Raw genomic sequence first — 845 nt, 5'->3', positions numbered from 1 at the left:
TATAATGTAAGCTTTTATGCCACCCCGGGCGAAGCCCAGGCAGGCGACCCTACGGCAGCCCTGCCCATCCCGTACCTGTCAGCTACAACCACCATCTACATCCGTGTGGAAGATGCTGCTACCGGCTGTGTTTCGGTAACCTCCCAGGAGTTGGTGGTAATCCCCGGCCCTGTAGCCCCGGTACTGGACCCGCTGCAGGAATGTGATGCCAACAACGATGGCTTTGCCGGTTTTGACCTGACCCCGGCGCTGGATATTGTAAGCGCAGGAACAGGCGTGGTAAACGTTACCGTACACGAAACTTTTGAAGATGCCACCTATGGTGAAAATATAGTGCCCAATACTACCGGCTATACCAATATAGCCCAGTGGACACAAACCCTGTACATCCGTATGGAATCCAACCAGAGCGACTGTTACGACATCGCGGAGCTTCAGCTGATTGTCAACCCGGTTCCAGAGGCGGTAACGCCGGAGGATTACGAGCTGTGTGACAACGGGCAGGACGATACCGACGGACAGGCCATTTTTGACCTTGGCACTGTAGCGGAAGAAGTACTGGGCGGTTTAGACCCTTCGCTGTACAGTGTAAGCTACTATGATGATGAGACGAATGCTGAAAACGGCGTATCGCCCATTACCACCCCGGGTGCGTACCTTAGCCCTACGGCTACGGTATACATCCGTGTTACCGAAAACGCCACAGGCTGTTATGATGTGGTGGCGCTGGAACTGATTGTGAACCCGCTGCCGGTAGTAAACAACCCTGTACCTTACAGCCTTTGCGATGAGGACAACCCGGGCGATGAGCAGGAAGTATTTGACCTGACCACCAAGATAGACGA

1 pseudogene is annotated in these 845 nt (G+C 54.1%); it reads left to right on the top strand.

Going from position 1 to position 845, the window contains the following annotated elements:
- Window positions 1-845: pseudogene (locus ABS766_RS16725) on the top strand (hypothetical protein); the annotation flags it as partial.

It is taken from the genome of Flavobacterium rhizosphaerae, from assembly GCF_046000445.1.
GTDB lineage: Bacteria > Bacteroidota > Bacteroidia > Flavobacteriales > Flavobacteriaceae > Flavobacterium > Flavobacterium rhizosphaerae.
This window is presented reverse-complemented; position numbering and strand designations above follow the sequence as displayed.